The 24467-nt window shown below is 32.6% G+C and carries 9 protein-coding genes; 4 read left to right on the top strand and 5 right to left on the bottom strand.

From position 1 onward, the window contains the following. Nucleotides 1–317: 317 nt before the first annotated feature. Entirely contained in the window at nucleotides 318–2717 is a 2400-nt protein-coding gene (locus tag V9L04_RS18955; protein WP_338791494.1) for a hypothetical protein, read from the bottom strand. A 221-nt stretch (nucleotides 2718–2938) separates the two neighbouring features. Here V9L04_RS18955 and V9L04_RS18960 point away from each other — a divergent pair, with 221 nt between their 5' ends. Beyond that, nucleotides 2939–3196, top strand: a complete 258-nt coding sequence (locus V9L04_RS18960; protein WP_338791495.1) for a GlsB/YeaQ/YmgE family stress response membrane protein — start codon at nucleotides 2939–2941, stop codon at nucleotides 3194–3196. 654 nt (nucleotides 3197–3850) lie between these two features. Here the strand turns inward: V9L04_RS18960 and V9L04_RS18965 are convergent. Next, the gene (locus V9L04_RS18965; RefSeq protein WP_338791496.1) at nucleotides 3851–7624 is read right to left on the bottom strand and encodes an AAA domain-containing protein; all 3774 of its coding nucleotides are present in this window, start codon (nucleotides 7622–7624) and stop codon (nucleotides 3851–3853) included. A 402-nt stretch (nucleotides 7625–8026) separates the two neighbouring features. Here V9L04_RS18965 and V9L04_RS18970 point away from each other — a divergent pair, with 402 nt between their 5' ends. Continuing rightward, nucleotides 8027–13504: an MG2 domain-containing protein gene (locus tag V9L04_RS18970; RefSeq protein ID WP_338791497.1), complete on the top strand. Its 5478-nt coding sequence runs from the start codon at nucleotides 8027–8029 to the stop codon at nucleotides 13502–13504. 92 nt (nucleotides 13505–13596) lie between these two features. Here V9L04_RS18970 and V9L04_RS18975 read toward each other — a convergent pair whose 3' ends face one another. Then, nucleotides 13597–13800, bottom strand: coding sequence for a hypothetical protein (locus tag V9L04_RS18975; protein WP_338791499.1), 204 nt, complete (start codon nucleotides 13798–13800; stop codon nucleotides 13597–13599). A 769-nt stretch (nucleotides 13801–14569) separates the two neighbouring features. Between V9L04_RS18975 and V9L04_RS18980 the strand changes: the two genes are divergently transcribed. Further along, a complete protein-coding gene (locus V9L04_RS18980) occupies nucleotides 14570–15793 on the top strand; it encodes a BspA family leucine-rich repeat surface protein (protein ID WP_338791500.1) in 1224 nt (407 codons plus the stop codon). Here the strand turns inward: V9L04_RS18980 and V9L04_RS18985 are convergent. Continuing rightward, complete coding sequence (locus tag V9L04_RS18985) at nucleotides 15724–16791, bottom strand: transposase (protein WP_338791501.1); 1068 nt, start codon at nucleotides 16789–16791, stop codon at nucleotides 15724–15726. The two genes, V9L04_RS18980 and V9L04_RS18985, sit on opposite strands and share 70 nt — an antisense overlap. A gap of 70 nt (nucleotides 16792–16861) precedes the next feature. Between V9L04_RS18985 and V9L04_RS18990 the strand changes: the two genes are divergently transcribed. Further along, nucleotides 16862–20617: a T9SS type A sorting domain-containing protein gene (locus tag V9L04_RS18990; protein ID WP_338791502.1), complete on the top strand. Its 3756-nt coding sequence runs from the start codon at nucleotides 16862–16864 to the stop codon at nucleotides 20615–20617. A 304-nt stretch (nucleotides 20618–20921) separates the two neighbouring features. Here V9L04_RS18990 and V9L04_RS18995 read toward each other — a convergent pair whose 3' ends face one another. Further along, nucleotides 20922–24209, bottom strand: coding sequence for a glycosyl hydrolase (locus V9L04_RS18995; protein ID WP_338791503.1), 3288 nt, complete (start codon nucleotides 24207–24209; stop codon nucleotides 20922–20924). Nucleotides 24210–24467 lie beyond the last annotated feature (258 nt).

A 24467-nucleotide genomic window follows, 5' to 3' on the forward strand; every position in this document is an offset into this window, starting at 1 on the left:
AAACCCTGTTCAATTTATATTCAATTTATAATTCTGCCATTGTCGGTGTCCCCACTGACGATAGTAAAATACAAACAAATTTATGTTACAACGTACTAATTTCTCTACTATTTAAATTTTTATCAAGTAGGTTTTAAATTTACTTTTCTAGCTAGAAAGATAAATTAGTCTTACTATTTTATCATAATCATTCTATTAAAAACGAGTTGATAGAAAATACAGACATACAAATTACGTAATTTTTTTTATTATTTTTGTTTTTAAAATTCATAAAATATTTTTTTATAAAAATGAGTTAGTTTATTTGTCTGAATTTATCAAAACTTCACTCTCATTTGAATACGAATATCATTTCTCAAATCTCCATCAATTCGCTCTAATCCAGAGCCAATACTTTCTTGATTTCTATATTTTGTGTATGCCCACTTTGCCCAAATATCAATTTTCTTTCCTGCCTTGAATTGAATCATATAAAAATTGCGAAAACCACGTCCATAATAAGCAGGAATAAAGAAATAATATAAAACATCTTTTTCATATACATACTGACGGTTTTCATAATCATCGGTATCAAAAAGAGCAAAACGAGTAGAAAAACGAATTTTTCCAAAATCTAAGTTTACATCCTGCACCACTACATAACCTTGTGTTGGTGCTGCTTCATGTTCATAGGAACTGAACTGAACTTTGGCACGTAGAGAAACTATTTCCTCTGCTTTATAATCGCAATTTAATTGATAGTTTCTTCGTGTATAAGGTGTAATTCTATTAAAATTTGAAGGATTTGTATCATCATCATTGCTATAATTTTTCTCTCTTACTTCTTGTCTAAACTGTCCATAAATCTGAATTGAACGAGAAGGACGGTAAGTAAGACGAGCCAAATATTCGTGTCCACCTGAAGGTGCATCTACCAAAAAACGCATCCAAGGAAAGCGAAAACGGTCGTAATAGGCTGCAAGTTGCCATTTTTTGGAAGGTGAATATTTCATTCCCCAATAAAATCCTTGTTCGTTTATCGGACGAGACCCTTCTCCAAAAGCTGCTCCATAAAAAGTATGAAAATCTCTATCATATTTACGAAACAACATAGACATTTCTAAAGGACGAGCAAGCGACAAGATTACACCTGAAATAAGTCCCATTCCCCCACTTTTTGAGCGTGCAGCCTCTCCAAAAAAACTCATGTTTCGCCATGCATACGAATAGTTTATACCAAAATTATAATTGTCTTTTCCATTAAATTCGAAGCGATTATAGACTCTATCTGTTCGCTGCAATGTTTTGTCATAAGAAGTATATGCTAAAGTAGCTCCTAATTCTAAGTTATTTTGTTTGTCTCTATAAGTAATATTTCCTCCTGCATCCTGACGAATAAAGTTATCTTTTTTTGCTATTTCGTTAGGTGTTCTGTGAAAACCTGTGGCAATAAGGGAGCTTATAAAATCCCCTTCTTGTCCTTGATTGAGTGAATCTGCAATAACGGCACTTGAAGCTCCTCCATCTTCTCCTACTCTTGAATAATATCCTGTAAAGTCAAATTGTCCGTTAGAATAAGTTGCTGCTGCTCCACGTTGAAAAGCTGTTTCTAAAACGGATGTGTATGGTCTAATTCCTTGTGTACTTCTACGAACTGTATTGATAGTTTCAGAGCCTTTTCCTGCTGCAAAACCTGCTCCCATAATTAATCCTTGTCCAAATTGAAGTTGATAATCGCCTATTGCAATCGCTTTAAATTTTCCTTGATTATACAAAACAGCATGCGCTGAAAGAAAATCAAAACCATATCTATTTGTTTTTGAATCCCAAATAAACTGTTCACCTGCATCTTTTTCAAGTGTAAAACCGATACTAAAGTCATTGAGATGCGAAATACGCATACGTGTATAAATTCTGTCTGGTGAACCCAAATAACGAGTTGCGCCTGTTGTATCACTAGTATAACCTCGTTGAGTTTCTAAAGTACGGCTATAACGAACCAAGAGAGTTTTGTTTTTTTCTGCCAAAATTCGATCAAAAAGACTTCGTGTATCTTGCTGGATGGTGCTTTCTGTAATAGTAATAAATGGCAAAACTCTTTCGATAGTATTGGCATCCCACGATGGAATAGACTGAATTTCATAAATGCTGAGCAGTTTTCCATAATTTTCTCTGTGCTTCAAAAAATCTTCAATTTGTCGTTCAGAAAGTAAAAATGTACTTATCAAATCATTTCGGGTGGCTTGGTTCAAATCCAAAGGCTGAATAAAAAATTGAAATAATGATTCGTATAAATCACTATAATCTAGATCATCTTCTGGAACTGGAAAAAGTTCTTGTACTAAAAGGTCAAAATCAGCTTTCTCTGAACTATATCTTTTCGGAACTTCAAAATCTAATGGTTTATTTATTGGAGGAGCATTGCTAATTGTTGTGTCTTGTGCAGTGGTGTTATTATCTATATTATTTTGAGCAAAAACAGTATTGCCAAAAAGATTAAAAACTAATATAAGCAAGACAATTACAAAAAGAGCCACTCGTATCCAAATTCCTAGTGAAATTTTTGTTGATTGTTCTTCTTTATATTTAGAGATAAACTGTTCGTTGTAGCCATGAAAGCGACTAAAATGATCATCTTGAAAACGCACTTTTTTTCTTTGTTCTGCTTGTCTTTCGCCTGAAATAGAATGGGGTGCAGAGCTTAAATCTTTACGTGGTTGTCCTGCTTGTTCGCTCATTTTGTTTCTATAAAATTGAATCTAAAACTAATACTAAAATCTAAGATAGAATAAATTAAGCTAATTTTTGAAAAACAAAAACAAGAATATTCATTTTGAGCTAATTTTTATTAAATTATTTTTTAAATTAATCTTAATTGATTTTTTTACGTTCAATATTTTATACAGTCATTACTTCAACTAACATTTTACTTATTTTTATACTTCAAATTTTTTAAATTATGGGACTTCTTTGGTCAATTATTATCGGTATTTTGGCTGGCTTTATTGCTGGTAAACTCATGCGTGGAAAGGGCTTAGGTTTGATTGTCAATCTGATTGTCGGAATTATAGGAGCTTCTATTGGAGGGTGGCTTTTTACAAAACTCAATATTATGGTAGAAGCAGGATTTGTAGGAAGTCTTATTACTTCAACAGTAGGTGCAATAGTCTTACTTTTTATAATCGGAATTTTTACTGGAGGAAATAAAAAAAGATAGTTTTACTATTCATAAATTATATTCTCAAAAGCCTTTGTATGGATTTACAAAGGCTTTTTTTAGTAACTTAGAACACTGTTTCATAAAGTGGGTAAGTTTAAAACGAGCTATTTTAGCTTTAGCTCAAATCTATTTATATTTTAAGTAAATAGTTGGACATAATTAGCGAGTGATTTATATGATAATTACAGGATAATACAATAAAAATTAAATATGTGTTAAATAACAATTACTTGTATTTAGCTTCACTGACTTTCAACATTTATTAACCAAAGCTAGGTGAAGCCAACTATGAAGTACTCAGCGAAGCTAAATCACTCGCTAATCAATTATATGAATTATTAATTTTGTATAGGTACTTAAGTGAGCAAAATAAAACATATCTAAGAAAAGAATTAGATTTAAACTGTCAAGACACCTTTGAGGTGTCAGACAGATTCCATTTGCATATAAATGATTTTGCTCAGTTACTTAGTTAATACCTTGTAACAAAAGTAATTTAATGTTTGTTTTGTGTGTTCAACTCCTCAGAGTTGAATATAATGCGTCCTCAGAAGTGTTTCGTTCGTTTTTGAAAACACGAACATACATCATTTTATAATTTCCTTAAATTGTCGGAAGAGCCATAGTTTTTATAAGAAAACCCTAGGGTAATTAGAGTTTTTCTTGTTCTCCATGTGGTTTTATTTTAGAAAGATTTTCTCCAATAGATTCCAAATTTAATGGTCTGTCTAAAAACTCTTCCATAGCTGTCATGGTAGATAAAGATTTTTTTGGCAATTTGTCTTCATCAATAGAATTGACAAAATCAACCAAATTTTTCATTTCTTTTTTCGCATTAATCCACCAGTTTGTAGTCCAGATACGATAGTAATGAATTTTCATTCTTTCAGTAATAATTTTTCCTCTATATATATCATGAATATACGCTTCTTCAGTATTATGATGCATAGCTCCATCACATTCAATAGCTAAAATAGGTTTTCCTGCTTTATGGGCTTTTATTACAAAATCTAATTTCAAACTTCCAAATTGATATTCAGCTTCGACACATTCTTCTCCAAACTGTTCGGAAAGACGATGATATAACTCTTCTTTAAATGGAGAAAACTGGTTTTGTACTTTATCAAAACGTTCTCCTTCCAAGCAGTATTTTTCTAGAAGCTCCAAAATAGCTCTTCTTTTTTTAGATTCATTTTCTTCTATTGCTTGTGCATAAGCTAAGTAAGCATATAAAATAGCTCTTCCTGTATTTCCTCTAAGTGCAAGTTCTTTTGCATAACGATTATAATAAGAAGAAGGAATAGAAGTACAGACATACACCTGATATTTTGCTCTAGTAACCAGAACATTAAGTAATTTGTATCCTTTTGACAGATTTAGAGGTCCAAAATATTGTTTAAATACTCCTTCTTCATTTTTACCAAATGTTGTAGAAATTAAAATAATATCTCGTTCATCGCCTTGCATATTCTCTAAATTTTTGACAAAAAATCCATCTTCTTTTATTTTTTCATAACGTTTGAGAAGTTCTTTATTTCCTTGACAAGTTTTTTGAATTAATTCTATAATCAAATTACGTTGTTCTATATTAAAAGTAGCTATTCCTATTGTTGGACAATCTCCATAGCTATTCTCACAAATATGTCCAAACAGAATATCTACAATCATTTTGGCTTCTGTCATATTGGTTCTGTTTTTATCATAAATACCATCAGCTTGCAGAAAACGGATAGGCTTATACGCAAAACGTTCAGGCATAAGCATAAGCCTTGAACCATAGAAAGCAGAGTTTGAAAACTCAATTAGGAACGGATGACGAGAACGATAATGAAAATCTAAATAAGATTTCTCATAGCCTGCATCTAAAGCAAATTGTAACAATGATTCTTTATCAGCCAATTCTCTTGAGTCAGGTTTTATTACTAAAGGAGCTTCTTCGTGTGTTTCTTTGTCTTCTAAATCAATATCTAATAAAATATCTCTTCCAAAATAATTGGTAGGAGGAGTTTGATGTACATCTCCTGAAATAATTCTATAATTTCCACGCAAATAAGATGAAAAAGTATCTTCTAATCTCAACTGACTCGCTTCATCAAAGATAACAACTTCAAAGAGTCCTTCTTTCATTGGCAGAATCGAACTAGCTACTGTAGGACTAACTAAAATTACAGGGAAGAAACTACTAAATAACTGAAAATCAGTATGGATTATCTTACGAAGTGAATTTTTGCGTTTGTTTTGTTTGTTTTTTTTATAATTATAAAGTGTATTTATATTTCCTCCCTTTAACTTAAATTTTTCTAAAGCCGTTTTTTGTATACTAAGCCAGTGTGCAATTATCTTATCGACTTGCATCTTTTTTAGCTTTTCAGTTAATTGGTTAAGTTCTTCTATTAAATGGTCATCTTGTTGGAAAGGACCTATTTCTTGTTCGTATTTAAAGAGAACATTATCCAAATACCAGCTCTCAAAGGTATTTGCCCAATCATTGGATTTTGCTTTTATGAGCGCAGTAAAAACATTTCTTTGTGGTGTTTTTAATGAAATAAAAAAATGTTTCCACTTATAATACTCTTGAAAATCATCTATTCCTACCAAAATAGATTTCATTTTTTCTTGGTAAGCAAGTATAGATTTGTAAAGTGTTTCAAAATTTTCTACACCTTCTTTATTTGGAAACTCTACATCAAAATATTTTATTTCTTGTTGCTTATCTACAAACTCTTGATATTGTTTGAGAAATTCTTGTTTGAAGTTTTTGACTTTATCATGTTTGCGAGAAACAAAAGAAAAAATCATGATAGAATTATTTCTAAATACTCTATTGTCTTTAAATTCTTCTCCATAAATAGTTTTATGAGTAGTATAGGTATCAATAACTTCTTGAGACTCTCTAATTACACGATTTAAACTTTCTTCTATTTCTATGCGCTGTGTATGCAAAAATGTTCCTTGAAATAGTTGGTCATTTAACTGCTCTAAAGGATGATTTTCGGCAGCAACTTGTTTAAAGAGATAATATCCTTCTTTTATTTTTTTTGTATATAATTCAAACTCTTCATAATCGAATGAATATTCGCTTCTATCTAACAAATGTTTTAAAGAAATATTTTCTCCTATACGTTGGCTGTGCATGTATTTTCCTACAACATCTTTCCAACAATCATCTCCAAATATCTTCTTTAAAACAGCTTTATGTCTTCTATTAATATCTCTTTTGAGTTGATTATAATTATTGAGTGCAATTTCATACTCTTTTTCTCTAAAATTATGACGATATTCTTCTATTTGCTCAGCTGCATTTCTGACCTTTGCAATAACTGTTCGTCTATCTTTAGTAGTATCTTCAATAGAAATACAAAACTCTCCACAGCCTAAATCTTCTAAATTTTGACGAATAACATCCAATGCTGTTTTTTTCTCACAGACAACCAAACACTTAGCACCACTTTCAATGGTATTGGTAATAATGGCTGTCAGTGCCTGACTTTTTCCTGTTCCAGGAGGACCTTGTATGACACGAACAGTTTTTTTTGCAAGCGAATGTAATATTTTTTCTTGGCTAGGGTCAGTAGCTATACTAGATAAAGTAGAAGTCTGATAAGGGTCTGGAATTAGATTTTCGAATCTAAAATTATTAAAATGTGACATCACATAGTCTACATCTTGTATAATTCCTTCTTTCTGAATTCTATAAAGTCCAAAAACACCTGACCAAATTATTTTTGGAAAATGTGTAAAAGCATCTTCATCAATAGTAGGAATAGCATCAATATGTGGCTCTTGAAAATCTTCTACATTTTCAAGATTGAAACGTTCCATTATTGTATTACAAATATTTTTTAGTTGTGTAAAAGTGAGAATGTCTTCATTTAGATATTCTTCTACTGCAGCTTTAAAAACTATCTTTTCCTCTTGTTCCAAATGATTGATTAGAACTTCGTTGAGCAAAATAGGGTCTTCTTCTGTACGAACTATTTTCCATTCATTAATCTGATGAATAGATTTTTCTAAATACATACGCCAAATAATAAGAGGAGCTTTTATTACTTTATTTGGATTATGTTTACTTCTACGAATAACAAGAGGATAACCAAAACCAAATGTACGTACACCATATTCTTGATAATCATCATTGTTTTGATGATTTATGGTATCTAACCTTTTAGCTATCTTATCAAAATTAGATTTTATTTCTGAAGAAGAGTCATCTTGCAAAGAAGTAAGCGAAAGGGTAAATCGCATCCCTTGTTTTTCAAACAACTCTTGTATAAATTTATCTGCCAAACCTTCCTCTATTTGATTAAATTGATAAGCATCAAGACGAGTAGCATGATTTTTAGGTAACGCATTTAGATGAATATATTCTAAATTGCCTGTTTTTAGTTTACGATTAACGTAGCTGAGAAAATTTGGAGTAATCATAGGATTGCAGAAAAACACATGTTTGAATACACTTTTACGCTGCAATTAATCTAGATTTGAATCAAAAAACAACCACTTATCGATAGGTTTGAATGAATACTAGATAAATATAAGTTATTGATAGATAAAGAAATAAATTATTAAAATTTCATTTCTTTATTTATTCATATTTTCTTACTAATTTTAGTTTTTCTTAATTTTATCCTCTTGAATATCAATATATTTTATAAACTATAAAATAAAATTTGAAAGAATCTAAAAAAACACTAACTTTTCGTATGCAATTTTTTGTTAAAAAGCATCGTAGTATTAACAAAGAAGTGAAATAAGATTTTCTACTACTAATTTACCTAAATCATAGCCGTTGTTGATGTCTTACCAACAACATTATACACCAAATTTATGAATCCATCATTTAACAAATCCTACAAATCTATTCTTCCAATAATGGGAATAGTTTTTCTGCTTTGGCTTGTTTCCTGTGCCACAACAGAAAAATTACAAGTAATTGACCAAAATTTTGGAGAGCAAATCGCACTTCAACAAAACCTTACTTTTACATTCAATCAAGCTATTGCAAAACCTGAGCAATTAGATGTTTGGCAAGAAATTGAATATTTGGATATTAATCCGAAAGTAAAAGGGAAATTCAAATGGACAAGTCCTACAATGCTTATTTTTTCTCCTGATGAAGGATTTGCTCCAAATACAAAATATCAAGTTAAGCTCACTCAAAATATAATTGCCGAACTGACAAAAAAGAATATTGAGATTGATAAAGACAAAAAGTTTGAATTTCATACTCCTTATCTTGACCTTTCGACAGCACAAGCCTATTGGAGTGCAGATGCAAATGGTTCACCAGAGCTTCTTCTGAATTTACTTTTCAACTACGACATCAATCCTAGTGCTTTAAATAGCTTACTTTCACTTTCTACTTTAGGAGTTTCTGAAACAGGAAATGGAACAGTAGCAAATTATACATTGAAAAGTAATGAAGTAGGAAAAAATGTTCGTTTGGTTATAAAACCAAATACAAGCGACAGCAAAGAACTAGCAGGAAAAACAATTTCTATCAACATTAAAGAAGGCTTGAAAATGACAAAAGGGGATGGAATTGCTCCTCAAATGTCATTCAAAACAGATATTCCAGATCCACAGACTTTCGAAGTAACCCAAGTAACTTCATATAAAATGAATGGCAAAACGATTGTTAGAGTTTTGACGAATCAAAGTGTGACACAGAATGAAGCACAGATTAAAGACCTTATTTCTATTAATCCACAGTTACGTACAGAAATAGAAAAAACCGATGCAGGATTCTTAGTAAAAGCAGACTTTAAAGACGAAACAAATTATCAACTTACTATCGATCAAGAGTTAAAAGGTGTTTTTGGTACAAAACTAACAGCCGAATATCAACATGTTTTACTTTTTGGAGGAGCAGAAAAAACAATTTCTTTTTCAGATGGAAAAGCAGCTTATCTGACTTCAAAAGGAGAGCGAAATATTGGTGTAAATATTTATGGTTTTGAGAAGGTAGAACTAGAAGTATATAAAATCTATGAAAATAATATTCAACATTTTTTGAGAGAGATGGTCGGATCATATAATTACGACCAAATGGATGAGTATTATTATGGAAATGGAGAAAACGATTATGGAGATGTTATTTTGAAAAAAGAAATGAAAATGACTGATTTCAAAAAAGCAGGAAGTAGTTATGCAATTGATATGCGTGAGATAGTAGCTGCTGATAACCGTCCGTTTGAAGGAATTTATTATGTGGTTGTGCGCTCGCCTGATGACCGTTGGATAAAAGACCGTCAGATTGTTTGTGTATCTGATTTGGGTTTTATTGTTCGTAGAAGTGAAGATGAAATTATGGTTTTTGCTAATTCAATTATGAATGCAACAGCAGAAGAAGGAACTCAAATTCGTTTAATCAGTACAAGTAATCAAACTATTCAAACTACAAGAACTGATGCAAACGGAGTTGCAAGACTAACAGGATTGAAGAAGTTAGGCGAAAAATATAATTTTCAATTTATCACAGCACAAAAAAATGATGATTTTAGTTATATTCATTTAGCTCAAAATGGAATTTCTACCTACGGTTTTGATACAGATGGAATTTATCCAACAGCAGGAAATTATCAATCCTTTATCTATCCTGAAAGAAATTTATATCGTCCAGATGAGAAAATCAGCTTTAAAGCCATTATCAGAAATTGGGAAGACTGGCAAAGTGTCGGACAAATTCCTGTAAAATGGAAAATCATTATGCCAAATGGTAGAAGTTTGGTAGAAAAACAAAATCGTCTTTCAGAAGAAGGAACTTTTGCAGCTACGATTCCACTTCCTAGCACAAGTGTAACGGGAAGTTATACAATTGAAGTTTATACCTCAAATGATGTTTTGTTAGCTTCAAGAAATATAAATGTAGAAGAGTTTATGCCACAGCGCATAAAAGTAGAATCCAAACTAAATGAAGAATCTGTAAAAAGTGGACAAGCTATCAACTTAGAAGCAACGGCAACAAATCTTTTTGGTCCTCCAGCAGCAGACCGAAATTATGAAGTGCGTTTGACGTATGATAAAAAAGCCTTTCAATCTAAAGATGCTAAATATCAAGATTATAATTTCTTCTTAAACATTGGAGATAATCAAATGCCATCTTATGAAGATTATGAAAATACTGGTGAAACTGATTTACAAGGAAAAATAAGTGAAAGTGTAAAAGTTCCAGAAACTTTCCAAAATATTGGATTGATGCAAGGAACATTTTACACAACTGTTTTCGATGAAACAGGTCGCCCTGTTGGCTCTAGAAAAAGTTTTGATATTATTACGCAGCCTTACTTCTTAGGTGTAAAAGGCTTAGATTATTATTGGATTGGTCTAAACCAACCTCTTAATTTTCCTTTGATTGCTCTTGATTATGATGGAAAAGCTATTCCTGCAAATGCCAAAGTACAAGTGATTCGTTACCAATGGTATACAGCTTTAGAGAGAAGATACGACGACCATTATAGCTATGTTTCGAAGTATAAAGAAATAGTTGAGTATGATAATGAAATGAAAATCAATCCTTCTGGCACTTCTATAACTTTTACTCCAAAACATTCGGCTCGTTATGAAGTGCGTGTTTCTCTTCCAAATGCTGAAACTTATGTTTCTACTAGTTTTTATGCTTATTATTATGGTTCTACTTCAAACTCTTCTTTCCAAGTTGATAAAGCAGGACAAATTGATATTACACTTAATAAGAAAAAATACAATGCAGGAGAAACAGCAAAAGTGCTTTTCAAAGCTCCTTTTTCAGGTAGAATGTTAGTTACTTTAGAAAAAGACAATGTAATTACTCACAAATATATTGATGTTCAAAACCGTTCGGCTTCAATGGACATTCCAATTACAGACGAGCATTTGCCAAATGTTTATGTTAGTGCGACACTGATTCGTCCACTTACTAATAATGATGTTCCTCTGACAGTTGCTCACGGTTACATTCCTATTGCAGTAGAAAATGAATCAAAACACAAAATTGAGTTAGAAATTACTGCGCCTGAGCGTATTCGTTCTTCTCAAAAACAAATGATTACGGTCAAGACAGGAAAGCCAATGCAAGATGTAGAAGTTACGATTGCAGCCGTTGATGAAGGAATTTTATTAATTAAAAACTTCCAAACTCCTGACCCTTACAATTATTTCTTCCAAAAAAGAGCATTAGGTGTACAGGCATTTGATATGTACGAACGTTTGTATCCAGAATTTAAAGCAAATATTCAGAACTTTGGTGCAGATGGTTATGATTTGGCAAACCGTACTAATCCGATGGCAAACAAACGAGTAAAACCTGTTTCTTTTTGGTCTGGAACATTAAAAACCAACTCAAAAGGTGAAGTCAATTATGAAATTGATGTACCTCAATTTTCAGGAGATTTGAGAATTATGGCTGTCGCTGTACAAGGTTCAAAATTTGGTTCTGCAACAGCAAATATGAAAGTGGCTGACCCAATTGTAATTTCGGCAGGTTTACCAAGGTTTTTGAGTCCAAAAGATAAAATTACAATGCCTGTTACGATGAGCAACACGACCGATAAAGTAGCACAAGCAACTGTTACTCTCAAAACAAAGGGAGCAGTTTCACCAAACGGAAATACTACACAAACCGTTACTATTCAACCAAACAGTGAAGCAAAGGTAAACTTCAAAATCAATGCAATTGAAGCAGTAGGTACAGCAGAAATTGATGTAGAGGTAGCAGCTTTAGGCGAAAAATTCAATCAAACTACAGATATTACTGTTCGTCCATTTACGTCTCTCTTGAAAGAATCAGATGCAGGAAGTGTAGAAGGTGGAAAAAGCAAAACACTTAGTTTCAAACACGAATATGTACCAACTTCGGCAGATGCAAAATTGGTCGTTAGTAAATCTCCGATGGTTCAATTTGTTAAGTCTTTGGATTATTTGGTGCGTTATCCGTATGGTTGTGTTGAGCAAACGACTTCTAGTGCATTCCCTCAACTTTATGTAAAAGATGTGGCTGAATCTATAGGAAAATCTCTTAGTTACGACCTTAAGCCTGAAGAAAATATCCGTTTTGCGATTGCAAAATTACAGTCTATGCAACTTTATGAAGGAGGCTTAAGCTACTGGCAAGGTGGACATGAAGCAAGTTGGTGGGGAACTGTCTATGCTGTTCATTTCTTGACAGAAGCCAAAAAAGCAGGTTATGAAGTAAGTGATGATGTTTTAGATAAGGCTTATGATTATCTAATGACAAAAATCAAAAGTAAGGATACTGAGCGTCTGTATTATTATAATATAAACGGACAGCTCACTTCAAGACCAATTGCCAACAAATCTATTTTCTATTCTATGTATATTTTGGCTTCGGCAGGAAAACAAGATGTAGCAACAATGAATTATTACAAAGCAAATAAGCATTTATTAGCGATTGATTCTCGTTATTTGTTAGCTTCTACCTATAAATTATTGGGTGATAAGGCGAGTTATGATGCTGTTTTGCCTCCCTCTTTTTCGGGTGAAAAATCACAACAATCTCTAGGTGGAAATTTCTATTCGTATATACGTGACCAAGCTATTTCTTTGAATGTTATGTTAGAACAAGACCCAAAAAACCCACAAATTGGGACACTTGCCAAACAGCTTTCAGAACAGTATAGAGCTGCAAAATACTTAAATACACAAGAACATGCATTTACATTTTTAGCTTTAGGAAAATTAGCACGTAAAGCAAATAATAGTAATATTACAGCACAAATTTCGGCTGGTGGTTCGAATCTTTCTGCTTATGAAAATGGTACAGTTATTCTTACTAAGAATCAGGTTTTGAATAAAGAAATTACTATTCAAACTTCTGGAGAAGGTGATCTGTATTATTTCTGGGAAAAAGAAGGAATCAGCCTAAAAGGCGACTATATACAAGAAGATAAAAATATTCGTGTTCGTCGTACTTATTTGGATAAAAAAGGAAATGAAATTACTGGAAAAGTTAAGCAAAATCAACTTGTTGTTGTTCGTATTGAAGTAATTTCTACTTCGGTAGATGTTATCGAAAATGTAGTTATTACAGATATGCTTCCTGCTGGTTTGGAAATTGAAAATCCAAGATTAGGAGGAGCACAACAATTTGATTGGATAAAAAATGCTTCTTCACCAGAACATTTTGATTTCAGAGATGATAGAGTAAATATTTTTACTGATGTTAGAAAGAAGAAAACGCAATACTATTATTATCAAACTCGTGCCGTTTCGGAAGGAACATATAAAGTCGGTTTAATCAGTGCTGATGCAATGTATGATGCTTCTTATCATTCGTATCATGGAGTTGGTACTTTGGTAGTAGAGTAGATTATATCGGTGTTGGGACTCAACCAACAGTAATTTATTGATTTTATTCGAAGTTTGAATATTGATGATCATCGTTGAGACACCAACAAAGGCTATAACCTGCCGTTGTTGGTGTCCCCAACGACATCACGTTTTTCTAAATACCCTATGTATTCTGTGTCACAATCACAATTATTAACTTTAATTCCTTGAGTATATTCCTTTCCTATCAAAGAAGGTTCGTTTTGAAAAACCTTTCTTAAACTTCTCCAATTATCATAAGCCAATTTTGACCATTTTATATCCTTTTGCTTCATTATTTGTATGATATTCTTGCTGTTTTGGCATTTCTTTTACCAAATACCCAAGCCACAATTTCCCCAGTTTCTCTATGATAAACATAGATAAGTCATAACTTATTAGATTTTTTACTTATAAAAGTCCAAAATTCATCTATCTCTAAACAGCCATAATAAATCTGTTTACAACTTAAAATGGTACAATAATTTAATAAAATGGACAGTATTAAAAAAAACTAATTTCTCCTAATACTGCTATGTCATAAACTTCCAAACCAAGAACGAACATGTTTTATTACATGTTGATTAATAGAAAAATGGTAACCTCTATAATCTAAGCAATAATCACTAATAAATTGACTATAGCAGTATTTAAAAAGATAATTTTGCTTACTTTTATACGTTTTCTTGCCATTTTTCACCAAAAAACTCTCTATCTGCCACAAGTGAAGACATAGATAAATTAGAAAATTGAGTTAATAAAGAGGAATGACAACTCTTTTACATACTACTGAAAGAAGTAAACTATTGATATGTTTACTTTGCTTTTGCCATAATTGAGAAAATTTTGTAAGAGGACTGAACTGATATTCATACTAGATAAAAATTCTTTTTTTTTATAAAAAAGCATGTGTTTCCATAAATAAAAATGTACCTTTGTGTCTACAAATCACCTCTATTATTATTTATTCTATTTCTACACAGAATTATTCAGAATTTATAAATTACATTCTCACTCCCAAGAAAGGTAGTTTTTAATTTTATAATTCGCAATTGAATTTCTTTGATGACAAAATCATATTCTACTTTTAGAAACCAAATCAAAACTATACTATTTGGTTTTTCTCTGCTTTTTACATTATTCTTTTTTAGTACAACAACAGCAAATGCACAGGCTTTTCGTACCACATGGATACCTATTGATGGTACAATCACTATTCCTACAAAGTCCTCTAGTGGAACATATAATTATGATATTACTTGGACAAATCTTACCAATACAGGTAATGGTAATGGCTCAATTACAGGACAAACAGGAAATTATACTATTACAGGTTTACAAAATGGTAGTACTTATGAGATAGCTATTACTGGAATTTTTCCTCACTTTTATATGAATGATGGTAACCAAAAACGAAGACTTCAAAGCATAGAAGCGTGGGGTAGCATTGCTTGGACGAGTATGGAAAGTGCTTTTTTTGGTTGCTATAATCTTACCGACAATGCTATTGATGTGCCAAACCTTTCTGGGGTTAATAGTATGAGTAATATGTTTAGAAATTGTGATGTTTTTAACGGAAACATCGGAAGTTGGAATACTATAAATGTAACAGATATGAGTTATATGTTTTATCTTGCTTTTTCTTTCAATCAACCTATTGGGAATTGGGATGTTAGTAATGTTACAAATATGCGTGCTATGTTTAGTAGTGCTCCTTATTTTAATCAACCTATTGGGAATTGGGATGTTAGTAATGTTACAGATATGCGTGCTATGTTTAGTAGTGCTTCTTCTTTTAATCAACCTATTGGAAATTGGGATGTTAGTAATGTTACAAATATGAGTTATATGTTTTATGTTGCTTTTTCTTTCAATCAACCTATTGGGAATTGGGATGTTAGTAATGTTACAACTATGAGTAACATGTTTAGTTATGCAACTTCTTTTAATCAAGATATTGGAAATTGGAATACAGCTTCTGTAACAAGTATGGGGGGGATGTTTAATTCTGCTACCTCCTTTAATCAAGATATTCGAAACTGGGATGTTAACAATGTTACAAATATGCGTAGCATGTTTAGTTCTGCAACTTCTTTTAATCAAGATATTAGAAATTGGAACACAGCTTCTGTAACAAGTATGCGTAACATGTTTAATTCTGCTACCTCTTTCAATCAAAATATCGGAGATTGGGATATAAGTAATGTTAATAACTGTAGTTACGCAGGAATATATTTTTGTTTGAGTTTTTGCACATTGTCAAAAGCTACTTTTATAGCCTTGATATAAATTTTTTGTTTTAGAGCTGTTTGATTTGTTTTGATGGTTTTAGCAATACATTCCCATTCATAAAACGCAAATAAGCACATAATACAATGATTTTGTTGTGTGTTAGCTTTATGAGCAGGAGATTTTGCATAATTCAAATTAGATTTTATAGAACGATGATGCTCCTCTACTTTCCACCTTCTTTTGTAGATTGTAGTGATTTGAGAAAAATCAAGCCCTTCTTTACTACATACTAGATATAAACAACCTTCACTTTCATCTTTGTTTTTAAAGACTTGTTTCACTAAAGAGAGTGGAAAATCTACTCCTTTTAGATACACCGTTTGGGTAGTCTTATCTTCTATAATGAGTTCAGATAAGGCTTGATAATGACCTTTTTGCTTCTCTGCTAGGCTTAAAGCTACTTTTCTATTTTTTTTGATAGCAAATATGAAATTCTTTTTGTGGGTCTGTTTTACCCACTTCATATTTTCAGCAGAACAAAACCAAGAATCGGCTAATACAAACTCAAAGTTGATTTGATTATACATCGCTTGACTTACCAACTTACGAAACTTAGAATTTTTATTCTCTGGACTTCTTCTTTTTACTACGCCTTTATTTTCATAATATTCTGTTTTGTGAACAAAATCAAATCCTACTGGAATAGAAAAACCACCACATTCAAATAAGACACTTAGCTGATTAATCCCTTTTACACTACGTTTTAAACTATGATCATAATGCCAGCTAATCAAAGCGTTTTCTTGCATATACTGTTTTTCTTCAATGTGGTCATCTAAAATCAGAACACCGTCTGAATGACAAGTGGACAAAGAACGAACAGTAGGTTTTACCTTTAACCAAAGCTCATGAGAGCCGATAGAATCATTTAAAAAACGAGTAAACTCGTCATGACTAATTTCATTATCTAAAATAGACGATAAACCTGTACAAGTAATCTGACCACTACTAGCTAATAAATAGCTACTATACAAATTGCCTAAATAGTTGTTCATAACGTTTTTTTTGCTAATTTAAACCTAATTAGACAAAACAAAAAATAGCTGCGTAACTCCAGTTAATAATATGGAATATATGCTTGATAGTTCTAGAATGGATGTATCTAGATATGATTCTACACTGATAGGTTGGGCATTACAAAATGTCCAACCAAACATATCTTTAGGAGCTAGTGGATTAAATTATTGTAGTAGCGAATTCGCACGAAATATCCTTACTTCAGCTCCTAATAACTGGATTATTACAGGAGACACATTTGGAGGAGCATCAATAAATAACATTACTTCAACACAAAATCAATATGACTTATGCCCAAATGCACAAACTACTCTTGAGGTAAATGGTAATGGAGTTGTTTCATGGTATGATTCTCCTACAAGTAATACAGCTATTCATATAGGAACTAGTTTTACTACTCCAAATCTAACAGCAGACTCTACTTATTTTTATGCTCAAAATTCAGTTGCTGGTTGTGGAGTTAGTAATAGATTAGCCATATTGGTTACTACTTCATCCATGGAAAATATTACTCCACCTCAAAATCAGTTTGGAGTGTGTCTGAATGATACTACCGTTTTAGAAGTTAGTGGAAACGGAACAGTTTATTGGTACGATTCGCCTACAAATACGACACCTGTACACATAGGAAATATTTTTACAACCCCAATTCTTACACAAGATTCTACTTATTTCTATGCTTTTGATTCTATTGCAGGTTGTAATAATGAGAGGGTAGAAATGTTAGTAACTACTTCTCAAATTCTTAGTGCAATAAGCAAAACTAATTATATTGCTTATTTAGATAATACAGGACAAATTGAGGTAGATGCAGTTCTACTAGATAGTGCTAGTTCAGCAGGTTGTGGTAATACGATTGCTTCTTATCTTTTTGATGATACAGGACTTTCTACTCGTTCTTTTTCGTGTGCTAATATAGGAATAAATCAGAATGTAGTTTTAAGAGTTACAGATAACAATGGAAATGTAGAAATTTCTCCTACCATTATTCATCTAAGAGATACAATTAATCCAGTTGTAGTAACAAGAACACTTCCTGTACTTTTTAATTATACTAACCAAGCGAATATTTTAGCAAGAGATTTTATCACTTCTTTGAGTGATAATTGTACAGATTCAGTAGATATAAATGTAGTATTTAATCATACAGGATTAGATAGCTTGCGACTTTATTGTGGGAATAGTTTTACAAGAAACTTTAATTTGCGAATTACAGACCAAGCAGGAAATCAAACTATTCAGCCAGTAATTATCAACCCTTCGGCTACAAACTATGATTTTAATGTAAATATAATTGGTGGAATATTTCGTCCTGCAATACCTACAACGATTACAGTCTTAGCAAATAATTATTCTTGCGCCCCTAAATCTGGCGAGCTAAAAGTTACTTTACCTTCTACCGTAACTTATAATTCTGCTTCCATTGCACCAGATAGAATTGTAGGAAATGATTTATTTTGGAATGTAGTCGATTTGAGTTATGATAGAAATTTTGTAGTTAGAATTAATGTAACCCCAAATATTAGTTTAAATATTGGAGATGAAGTTTGTTTTACAGGACATATTACACCTGAAACAAATGATATTTCTCGTTTGAATAACCAAAAGTTTTATTGCTTCCCAGTAGTAAACTCCTACGACCCGAACGACAAACAAGTCTATCCACAAGGAATCTGTGATGATAAATTCACAAAGCGTTCAGATTTGCCTTTGACTTATACGATTCGCTTCCAAAATACAGGAAATGCACCTGCTTTGAATGTAAATATTGTGGATTCATTGAGTAATTTATTAGATAGAAGCTCTTTGAGAATTGTTGGAAGTAGCCATCCGATGGTGGTTGATACGACAGCAAATAATAATAATATTAATTTTGTTTTCAGTAACATAAATTTACCTGATAGCACTTCTAGCCCAGAACTTAGTCAAGGGTATGTTATTTTTGAACTTGATGAAATTGCAGCACATACAGATACTTCAAGAATTGAAAATAAATCCTACATTTATTTTGATACGAATGCTCCGATTATCACAAATACAGTCAAAAATACAATTTTGGATGTCTTGCCAAACTGTGATCCTGCTGGTGGTTCAAATCCACCAATTGCAGATTGTCAGTTGCCAACGAATTTGACAGCAGAAGCACTTTCTGCAACAAGAGTAAAATTATCTTGGGCAACTCCAACAAATTCAAATGCTATCAATTATGAAATTTGGAGAAATAATCAGTTATTAGAAACAGTTGTTTCCTCTCAATTATCATTTATTGATTCATTAGTTAGTTCAAGCACACAATATACTTATTCTATAAAAGCAATTTGTGGAAATAATACAGCAACTTCAAACTTTGTTCAAGTACGTACAATTCCATCAACGCCAACTTTATTCTCTTTAGAAGCTGCTTGTAAAGGAGAAAGTGGTACGATTGAAGTTCGCAGCAATGGAGCTGTTTATCGTGTTTATGCTTCTCAAAATGCTGCAAGTCCACTTTTTGAAACATCTAATGCAACTATCCAAACGCCTGCTCTGAATAATACAACTACTTTTTATATTTCTGTTATTATAAATAACCTAGAAAGTGAACGATTAGAAGTTGTTGTTCCAATAAAAGAAGTTTTTGAGGCAATTGTTGAGCAAGGAAGTTTGTTCGAATCGTGTACCAATACCTTTACACTTTCAGCCAACGAAGTAGAAAATGCTTCTTATCTTTGGTTTAGAGATAATATTCAGGTAGGAAATACAAGAGCATTAGTTGTTTCTTTTGAAGGAAATTATACTGTAAGAATTTCAAAAGAAGGTTGTTTTGCTGTTTCTGAAGCTACAAAAGTGGTTTTTGTAGATGCTCCAACTGCCAAAATTGAACAAGGAAGTGAAGTTACTTTCTGTGGAAATGGAATGCTAAATGCTCAAGATACAAGCTCAAACGTAATATATACTTGGTCTTTAAATGGAACAGATGTAGGAACAGGAACATCAATTTCAGTTTCAGAATCTGGAAATTATACTCTAACAGCAAGTCAGCCTTCGTGTTTGGATAGCGTGAGTATTGCTGTTACAATTATAGATTTGCCTGTTGTGGTTCTTTCTGCTGATAAAACAGAAATTTGTTCAAGTGAAGAAACAACGCTATCTGTAACAACTGGCACAGGTTTTACTTACAAGTGGTTTAGAAATGATACAGCAATTTCAAATGATTCATCTACTTTAGTTACTTCTGAAATTGGAACTTACAAAGTAGAAATTACAACAACAGAAGGTTGTCAAGTAGAAACAAATGACGTAGAAATCACAGAAACACAAGCTACAAATGCAGTGATTACTATAAACAAAGAGAATTCTTTTGACAAAACAATTACTGTTTCGTCTTCTGATTCTATTGTTTCAGTAGTTTGGTTTAAAGATGGAACTGAAGTAGCTAGTTTCAATAATCAAAAAACGATTGAACCAACTGAGAGTGGAAGCTACAAAGCAAAAGTAACTTACCTTTCAGGCTGTGAATTTGAAACCGAAGAAAAAGTATTTACTTTCGATATAGAAACTGGAATTGAAGAAGAATCTGCAAAAATCTTTACGGTTTATCCAAATCCAAATACTGGGACGTTTAAAGTAGAATTTGCTACCACAACAAATCAAAAGACAAATCTTGTTGTAGTGGATGCACTAGGTAGAACAATTTACAGTAAAGAAATTTCTAGAAACGAAAAAACTACTACCATTACACTTCCAAGAATAAGTGCAGGCGTTTATGTTGTTCAGATTGTTTCGCAAGGAAAAGTATATACAAAACAACTGATTATTCAATAAAAAAGAGTTGTCTAATCCTGAAAAAAGAAAAATCAGGCAATCTATAAGACTGCCTGATTTTTCTTTTTTAGAGATTCTTGAATGTTTTCTTAAAAATATTGGTTCTTCCAACTTTTTAGCGACACATCATATGTTCAGTTTAGCTTCGCTGAGGACTGCGTCGTTCTCAGAACTGAAAAGAACGCTTCTGAGGAAGCATTTCGTTTGTTTTTGAAAAGACGAAAACACAACATTTTATAATTTCACTAAATTGTCGGAAGAGCCAATATTTTTTAGTTTTTTCAATTCTAGTGGCTGTATAAAATTAATCAAGAAAATGAATATTCCCTGGTGTGTAGGGAGCTCCAAACTCTTTTAACTTTTTGCGAAACGCATTAAACTCATTATTAATCAAATCCTTCACCTGCTCATACACAGGATCAAACTCTTCTTTTGCTATAGAAAGCGTACTTTTGTGCGTTTCTGTTGGAGTGCCTGTAGAATGTGATTGCTCATACATCAAATAACCTACACGATTTGCAATTGACGGTGAGGTTTCTTGATCCAATTGATTGGCAATTTGGTCGCCATTTAGTTTGATTCGGATAGCTTCCATCTCTTTCTCTAATCCTTTCAATTCTTTCATCAAATCTACATGTTTGATGGGCGTACGTTTTATAGCTTCTTTCATGTAACGCAATTCATTAGAGAGTTCTGAAAGGGAATTTTGTACACTACTCACTTTTCCAGATAAGTCATTTACTTCTTGCTGAAATTTGGCTAAAGCTTGACGATCATCTGCTGGCATCACAGCATTATTTAATGGGATTACTTCAAATGAAACTGGCTCTGATAATTGTGTTTCTTCATAGTTCACTAGCTTAGAAAGCGTTACTGTATACTTTCCTGACGCAACAAATGCACCTAAACTTTCGCCTCCAAATGGATTGTAAAACGCTGGCTCACGGAAACTAATTGGTTCTCGTGAAGCATAACGTAAATCCCAGTGCATACGATGCAAACCATCTGTTGGAGAACTGAACAGTTTACGAACAATTTTGCCTTGGTTGTTGGTAATAGTAAATACCAATTGTGGACTCATCTCTTCAGCTTCTTCTTTTAGTGTTTTATACGATGGATACGGATTGTTTTTTCCTTCGTCTGTTAACTTTTTTGCAGTGGCTTTGCGTTGCTCTTCTCTACTTTCGATATCTTCTTTTAAATACCAAGTAAAAATTGCTTCAGAGCCTAAGTTATCACCAATATAGAAATTATCACCTTGAAAAGATTTACCTGGTAGACCCAACGGATAGGAAGTTTCGAATTGAAGAGCATCCCGTACACTGAACAAAGTTGCTTCTTTATCTAATTTTTGACTAAAATTTCTCAAGCTTGAATAATCATCCAACACATAAACACCTCTTCCAAAAGTTCCTAAAACTAAGTCATTGTGTTCTTCTTGAATGGCAATATCACGCACTGCAATTGTAGGTAAACCACCTTTTAACTGCTTCCACTCTTTTCCTTGAGTATCTGAGAAGAACACACCAAATTCAGTTCCTATAAATAGTAAATTTTTATCGACATGATCTTCTTCAATCGCATATACCGAACCTCTTTTAGGTAAGTTCCCACTGATTGAAGCCCATGTAACACCCTTATCTCGGCTGATGTACACATAGGGTTTAAAATCTCCGTATTTATGATGATTAAAACAGGCATAAACTATGTTTTCATCGTGCTTAGAAGCAAAAATTGCATTTACATAGGTTCGGTCAGGAACACCTGAAAAGTTTGCGGCTTTGCGCCAGTTTTTACCACCATCTTCTGTAATTTGAATCAATCCGTCATCGGTACCTACATACAATAAATTTTCATTTTTTGGCGATTCTGAAAAAGCTACAATTGTTCCATAGGGCGAAGTTGATTGATTTTTCATTACTGCATCAATTCCCCAAATTCTACCCATCACTGGTAATTCATTTCGATTCAAGTTACGTGTAAGTTCTTCGCTAATTACTTCCCAACTGTTACCTCGGTCATCACTTTTAAATAGTTTATTGGCAGCAAAATATATACGTGTTGATTTATGTCGGCTTACAGCCAAGGGAGCATCCCAGTTCCAACGGTAAGTGTCTTCTCCTTTTCTTTCTTTTGGTTGTATTCCTTTTTCTTCACCACTTATTTTGTCATAACGAACCAGATTTCCATACTGTGATTGTGCATACACAATATTTGGATTCTTTGGATCGACTTGTGATTCGAAGCCATCCCCCCCATGTGTAATAAACCAATCAAAGTTATTCGGTCCATTTCCACTTATAGTACGAGAAGGCCCTCCTAAACTGAAGTTATCTTGTGTTCCACCATAAATATTATAAAATGGCTTTGCATTATCGACAGCCACTTTATAAAATTGAGTAACAGGTAAATTAGGTTTGAAAGTCCAGTGTTTTCCACTATCCCAAGACTCATATACTCCTCCATCATTTCCAGAGATAAGATGTTTGTTATTGTTGGGGTTAATCCAAATTACGTGATTATCAATATGTTTGAAGTCTTCTCCGACATAATCCATAGTCTTTCCACCATCACTGGTTACACGCATCCAGTTATTCATCACATAAACTTTATCAGGATTGACTGGATCAGCAATAATTTCTTGATAGTAGTTTCCACTCGTTGCGTAGCTATTTCGTTTTTCCCAAGAAGTCCCTCGGTTCATCGAAATGAAAAATCCTCCTTTATCTTCGGCTGCTTCTACAATAGCATACAAATATTCTGGATTTGCTGGTGATATTGCTAAACCAATGCGCCCTAACATTACATTAGGTAAACCTTTCTGAATTTTTGTCCAAGTCTTACCACCGTCTTCGGATTTGTGAACTCCAGAACCAGAACCACCACCAATATAAGTAAATACATGTCTTCTTCTTTGGAAAGTTGTTGCGTATAAAACATCTGGATTTCTTGGGTCTATTACTACATCATTCACTCCTGTATGTTCATCAATGGTTAATACAGCATTCCAAGTTTTGCCACCATCTTCAGATTTATACAAGCCTCTTTCACCTCCAGCACTCCAAAGAGGTCCAATTGCAGCTACATAAATAACATTTGAATTCTTTGGATGAACAATAATTTTTCCAATGTGTTCAGAAGTTTTTAAGCCCATGTGTTCCCAACTATCTCCACCATCCAGCGACTTATAGACACCATCACCATACGATACACTACGCTGATTATTATTTTCGCCAGTGCCTACCCAAACGATATGGGAATTATTTGGGTCAAGTGTGACACAACCAATGGAGTAACTGCCTTGTTCATCAAAAACAGGTTGAAATGTATTTCCAGAATTGATCGTTTTCCAAACACCTCCAGCAGCAGTTGCTACATAGTACTCATCAAAATTATTAGGATTTACAGCAAGATCTGAAATTCGTCCAGAAGTAAGTGCAGGCCCTAGACTTCTAAATTTTAAGCCAGAAAGGTTTGTTTTTTCTAATACTGATTTGTTCGCAGTTTCGTCTTGTTTATTTTTTCGCCCCTGTCCTTGGGCAATAACTTGTAATGATAAAAATGTAAATAGTAGTAAGAGAACATGTTTCATAATTAATGTGTGTTTGGATTTAATTTATAAGAAAACTGTAGGATGTTAAAGGTAATAAAAAATATTATTAACAGGCTAAATTTCCATATCTACCTCTAATTCCAAAATACTAGGTTTTCAGCGAGTTGTAAAACAAATCCATTTTTTTTATGATGTATTATTTTTGATAGATGAATTAGGTTTCTACATTCAGTATGCTATTTAAGACATTTAATCCCATGCAAAATCACCAAACAATTTACCCTTATAAAATTTTAC

This window comes from Bernardetia sp. MNP-M8 (assembly GCF_037126285.1).
Classification (GTDB): domain Bacteria; phylum Bacteroidota; class Bacteroidia; order Cytophagales; family Bernardetiaceae; genus Bernardetia.

What these genes read in the sequence shown, in the direction of transcription:
- V9L04_RS18955 (WP_338791494.1), bottom strand. Translation starts at nt 2,717, where the DNA reads ATGAGCGAACAAGCAGGACAACCACGTAAAGATTTAAGCTCTGCACCC.
- V9L04_RS18960 (WP_338791495.1), top strand. Translation starts at nt 2,939, where the DNA reads ATGGGACTTCTTTGGTCAATTATTATCGGTATTTTGGCTGGCTTTATT.
- V9L04_RS18965 (WP_338791496.1), bottom strand. Translation starts at nt 7,624, where the DNA reads ATGATTACTCCAAATTTTCTCAGCTACGTTAATCGTAAACTAAAAACA.
- V9L04_RS18970 (WP_338791497.1), top strand. Translation starts at nt 8,027, where the DNA reads ATGAATCCATCATTTAACAAATCCTACAAATCTATTCTTCCAATAATG.
- V9L04_RS18975 (WP_338791499.1), bottom strand. Translation starts at nt 13,800, where the DNA reads ATGAAGCAAAAGGATATAAAATGGTCAAAATTGGCTTATGATAATTGG.
- V9L04_RS18980 (WP_338791500.1), top strand. Translation starts at nt 14,570, where the DNA reads ATGACAAAATCATATTCTACTTTTAGAAACCAAATCAAAACTATACTA.
- V9L04_RS18985 (WP_338791501.1), bottom strand. Translation starts at nt 16,791, where the DNA reads ATGAACAACTATTTAGGCAATTTGTATAGTAGCTATTTATTAGCTAGT.
- V9L04_RS18990 (WP_338791502.1), top strand. Translation starts at nt 16,862, where the DNA reads ATGGAATATATGCTTGATAGTTCTAGAATGGATGTATCTAGATATGAT.
- V9L04_RS18995 (WP_338791503.1), bottom strand. Translation starts at nt 24,209, where the DNA reads ATGAAACATGTTCTCTTACTACTATTTACATTTTTATCATTACAAGTT.